General features: G+C 69.0%; 3 protein-coding genes. 1 reads left to right on the top strand and 2 read right to left on the bottom strand.

Features of this window, described 5'->3' with window-relative positions; all coding sequences use genetic code 11:
* Positions 1-250: 250 nt before the first annotated feature.
* Positions 251-1,717 (bottom strand): HAMP domain-containing sensor histidine kinase, encoded by a 1,467-nt coding sequence (locus NL1_RS35625; RefSeq protein WP_067849292.1) that lies wholly within the window; start codon positions 1,715-1,717, stop codon positions 251-253.
* Positions 1,718-1,728: 11 nt separating this feature from the next.
* Entirely contained in the window at positions 1,729-2,415 is a 687-nt protein-coding gene (locus NL1_RS35620; protein ID WP_067849289.1) for a response regulator transcription factor, read from the bottom strand.
* Between the two features lie 436 nt (positions 2,416-2,851).
* Here NL1_RS35620 and NL1_RS35615 point away from each other — a divergent pair.
* Positions 2,852-4,927 (top strand): sensor histidine kinase (locus tag NL1_RS35615; RefSeq protein WP_245673742.1); only part of this gene is annotated, 2,076 nt, incomplete at its 3' end.

The following is a 4,927-nucleotide window of genomic DNA, read 5'->3' as shown; positions in this document are numbered from 1 at the left end:
GGCCCGGTTCGGGGCCGGGGAACGGCTGCGTCGGATAGTGCGGCGGCTGGTGCGCGCTGGGGGCAGCCCATGCCGCGTGCTCGGCCCCGCCCGCGGCCGGGAAATGCTCGGGCGGCCGGGGTCCGGAGGCGTCCGCCTTCCCCAGCTCCCCGTCGCGGTTCTGGAAATCCTCCGTCATGGTTTCTCGTTTCTCCTCACGTCTGTCGACCAGCGTGCCGACGACGGCTTAGAGCCGACTGAGACCGTGCTTTCAGTTCTCCGAGATCTGCTGAGCGGTCGCGGGGCCATCACCCTCACCTGGTAACACGATACGGACCCGCGCACCCCCTCGGTCCGAAGTGTCGATCGTGATGGTGCCGCCGTGCTTGGTCACCACCTGCTTGACGATGGCCAGTCCCAGCCCCGAGCCGGGCATCGACCGTGAGGCGGTGGTCCGGTAGAACCGCTCGAACACCAGCTCCCGTTCGTCGGCCGGAATGCCGGGCCCCGCGTCGTCCACCGCGATCTCGAGCAGACCCCGTCCCGCCTCGCGCATGGTGACCAGAACCTGGGCGCCCGCGGGGCTCCACTTGGCGGCGTTGTCGAGCACGTTCAGCACGGCCCGCTCGAGTCCGGCCTCGTGGCCGTAGACGAACCACGGCCGCAGCTCGGCGACGAACTCGATGGACCCGCGCCTGCGCCGGGCGCGCTCCAACGCCCGCTCGGTCACCTCGCCGAGATCGATCCGGTCGTAGACGGTCTCGGGGGCGTCCTCGCGCGCCAGGTCGACCAGGTCGCCGACGAGGGTGGACAGCTCCTCGATCTGGGCCATCACGTCCTCGCGCAGCTCGGCCATGTCCTCCTCGGGAATCTGCGGCGCACCCGGCCTGCTGGAGGCGATGAGCAACTCCATGTTGGTGCGCAACGAGGTCAGCGGCGTGCGCAGCTCGTGCCCTGCGTCGGCGACCAGACGCCGCTGACGGTCGCGTGATTCGGCCAGCGCCCGCAGCATGGTGTTGAAACTGTCGGTGAGCCGGGCCAATTCGTCGTCGCCGGTGACCGGGATGGGCGTGAGGTCGTCGGTGCGCGCGACCCGCTCGGTCGCGGCCGTCAGCCGTGCGATGGGTCTGAGCCCGGTGCGGCCCACCGCCGTACCCGCCGCGGCGGCGAGCACCACGCCGCAGCCGCCGACCACGAACAACAGCCAGGCCAGCCGGTCGAGCACCTCACGGGTCGGCTCCAACCGCTGCGAGATGACCAGCGTCGCACCGGAATTCGTGCGCACCGCGAGCACGCGCTGATTGCTCACCGTGCGCAGCGAGGAGGTCAGCGTGCCGTCGGCGACGGCGAACTCCTGCTCCCCCACCGGCGGAATCGTCTGCTGCGGCGGCATGTAGGGCTTGTGGTCGGCGAAGATCAGCGCGACGCCGACGTCGTTGGAGAACAGCCCGGCCAGGATGATCGACTGAAAGCCCAAGCTCTCGAAGTTGTTGTCGATCATCGTCGAGGCCCGCGCCCGCAGCTGCGCGTCGACGTCGGCGTAGAGGGCGCGCGCCACCATCGCGTAGGCGGCGATCGAGGTGAAGGCGACCGCGATGGCCACCACCGAGGCGGCGAGCAGGGTCACCCGCCAGCGCAGCGAGACCGAGCGGGTCAGCGGCATCGGCGGCCGCATCTCGGTCGAGTCGGGCTGGCCCAGGGTGGCGATGACGGGTCGCCGGGGAACACTTCGTGCCATTGTCGCGCGGCCTAGGGTGGAGTTTCGCGTAGCACGTAGCCGACGCCACGCACGGTGTGGATGAGCCGCGGCTCGCCCTCGGCCTCGGTCTTGCGGCGCAGGTAGCCGATGTAGACCTCGAGCGCATTGCCGGAGGTCGGGAAGTCGTAGCCCCACACCTCTTCGAGGATGCGGCTGCGGGTGAGCACCCGGCGCGGGTTCGACATCAGCATTTCCAGCAGCGAGAACTCGGTGCGGGTCAGGCTGATCGAGCGGGAACCCCTGGCGACCTCGCGGGTCACCGGATCGAGGGACAGATCCGCGAAGAGCATCGCTTCGGAGGTGTCGCCCTGTTCGGGCGCGCGGCGGCGCAGCAGCGCGCGCAGCCGCGCGAGCAATTCCTCGAGCGCGAATGGCTTCGGCAGATAGTCATCGGCTCCGGCATCGAGCCCGGCAACCCTTTCGGAAACCGAATCGCGCGCCGTCAAAACCAGAATCGGAAGATCGTCACCGGTGCTGCGCAGCCGTCGGCAAACTTCGAGCCCATCCAATCGCGGCATCATCACGTCCAGCACGAGGGCGTCCGGGCGTTGGATTGTGGCTTTCTCCAAGGCGTCCACGCCATCCACCGCGAGATCGACCGAGTAGCCGTTGAAGGTCAGCGACCGACGCAGCGATTCACGGACGGCGCGATCATCGTCGACTACCAGAATGCGCATGCCACCAGTTTGACCGCATCGACTGAGAGCCGACTGAGAGGCCACCCCCGACACGCCGCGGACACGCCGCGAACCGAGCCCGGTCGGCGACACACCAGAGCACCACCGATGACCAGCGGCTTTCATCGGCGCGCGCGGATTCCGGCCGTCGCGACTCCTCGCTTCAGTACCGAAAGATGTTCTGCTTAACCATATTAGAGAATTATCAAGCCGAATCCTCCAGATTGCCGTTATACGGCCAGCACGGTATGTTCCCTGCGGTAAAAACAAGACCTCGAGTTGGTTCTCAGCGGGTTGGTCCCATACCTATGTGAAACAGCCACTAGCCATCCGGGGAACCCGCGCGGAGTGGAGGCGACGGAAGCGGATGGATGCAGCACCGCGTTCCCGGCAATTCAGGCTGTCTAACTGGTCCGTCACCCGCAAGGTCGGGATCGTGCTACTGCTGCCGGTGGTGCTCGCCTCGACGTTCGCGGTTTTGCGAATCAACGACGAGCTGAACACGATCGGCGACCTCGACGCGGCGACCGACCAGGCCAGGATCATCCGGCCGATGCTCGGTTTCGCCTCGGCCACCGAACAACTCGCCGTCACGACGGCGACCACCTGGGAGGATCAGACCACCGACGCCGACCTGGACCGCATCGCGGGCCGGTTCGACCAGGCGGCCGCCGATCTCCAGACGTCCCTGCGCTCGACGGGCGCGCCGACCGACGTCGTCAACGAGCTCGACGCGGCGCTGACCGCGGGCCGCGCGATGCGCAACGGCCTGCGAAACAGCTCGCCGGTGGCAATCGGCCAGCAGGCCGACGAGGTCGCCGCCCGCATCGGCAACGCGATCGCGCGTTCGACCTCGCTGGAAGAGATCACCATTCAGCGGTTCTTCCTGCAGCTCGGTGTGACCACCAACGCACGAAGGCTGCACACCCAGCAGTACCTGCTGATCGGTTCGCCCGGCGCGGACCGGAACCCGGCCGTGCGCCCGACCGTCTTGATCACCGCGGGTGGTGAGCTGGTGTTGCTGAGCCAGTTCGCCCAGATGCAGCCGTCTTCGGCGCTCAACGCCAGCGTGCTGATCGATGCGGTGAACGTCCGCCTCGGCGCCTTCAGCCAGAATCTCGGCGATCCCTCGGCCAGTCAGCCGGTCATCGATTCGCTGCGCACCAGTGCCACCGCCTACGACCAGACCACACTGAACCTGGTCGACACCATCGACGCGCGACTTGCCGACCGGACCGCCGAAGTCCGCGGCATCGTGTTGCGCGATATCGCGATCGTGGTCGCGACGCTGCTGGCCGGTCTCGCCCTCGCGCTCGCGGTCGCCCGCTCGCTGGTCGTCCCGATTCGCCGCCTGCGGCACGGCGCACTCCAGGTCGCGCACGTCGACCTGCCCAACGAGCTCGAGGTCGTGCGTTCCGGCAACGCCACGCCGGAACCGACCCGCGTCGAGGTGCACACCACCGAGGAGATCGGCCAGCTGGCCCGCGCCGTCGACGACATCCACAACGCCGCGCTCCACCTCGCCGCCGAGCAGGCGCGTCTGCGACTGCAGATCGGCAGCATGTTCGAGACCCTCTCGCGCCGCAGCCAGTCGCTCGTCGAGCAGCAGCTGACGCTGATCGAGGAACTCGAGCACGACGAGGACGACTCCGAGCGCCTGCAGAGCCTGTTCCGCCTCGACCACCTCGCCACCCGCATGCGCCGGAACGGCGACAACCTGCTGGTGCTCGCGGGTACCGCGCTGCGCCGCGGTCATCTGCCGCCGGTGCCGCTGTCGGACATGCTGTGGAGCGCGGTCTCCCAGGTCGAGGACTACCAGCGCGTCGAGATCGGCAGCGCGCCCGACGGCATCGTGCCCGGTGAGCCCGCCGTCGACGTCGAGCACCTGCTGGCCGAGCTGATCGACAACGCGCTGCGCTACTCGCCGCCCACCACCCCGGTGGCGGTCTCGGTGGCCCGCGCGGTGGACGGCGGCTACCTGATCGAGATCATCGACCGCGGTCTGGGCATGTCCGCCGAGGACCTGCAGACGGTCAACGAGCACCTCGCCTCCGGTGGTGAGGTCACCGTCGAAACGGCGCGCCGCATGGGTCTTTTCGTGGTCGGCAGGCTCGCCAAGCGGCACAACATCACGGTCAACCTGCGCCGCACCTCGGCGATGGCCCAGCAGCCCGGTATCACCGCGAGCGTGCACCTGCCCGGCACCCTGGTCTCCCCGGTGCCGATCACCGACAAGGCTCCGCAGCTCACCGCGCCGCAGCCGATGGAGAGTGCGCACGAGCCCACGGTCGCGCCGCCGCGCATGCTGGTGCCGGTGCCGAGCCTGGCGCTGCCCGAGCACACTTCGGGCTTCGAGATGAGCAACACCGGTCTGCCGCAGCGCCGCCCGGCGATCCGGGTGGCCACCCCGGCCGACCGCGCGGCGCCGGTGATCGACGCCGAGACCACCGATCCCGGCCGCGGCGGCCCGCTGCCGATGCGGGCGCGTACCGAGAACGGCACGCCGCGCCCC

The organism is Nocardia lijiangensis NBRC 108240 (assembly GCF_001613045.1).
GTDB lineage: Bacteria > Actinomycetota > Actinomycetes > Mycobacteriales > Mycobacteriaceae > Nocardia > Nocardia lijiangensis.
This window is presented reverse-complemented; position numbering and strand designations above follow the sequence as displayed.

Bases quoted from the DNA above. Each gene is read 5' to 3' on its own strand.
- NL1_RS35625 (WP_067849292.1), bottom strand. From the start codon at position 1,717: ATGGCACGAAGTGTTCCCCGGCGACCCGTCATCGCCACCCTGGGCCAG.
- NL1_RS35620 (WP_067849289.1), bottom strand. From the start codon at position 2,415: ATGCGCATTCTGGTAGTCGACGATGATCGCGCCGTCCGTGAATCGCTG.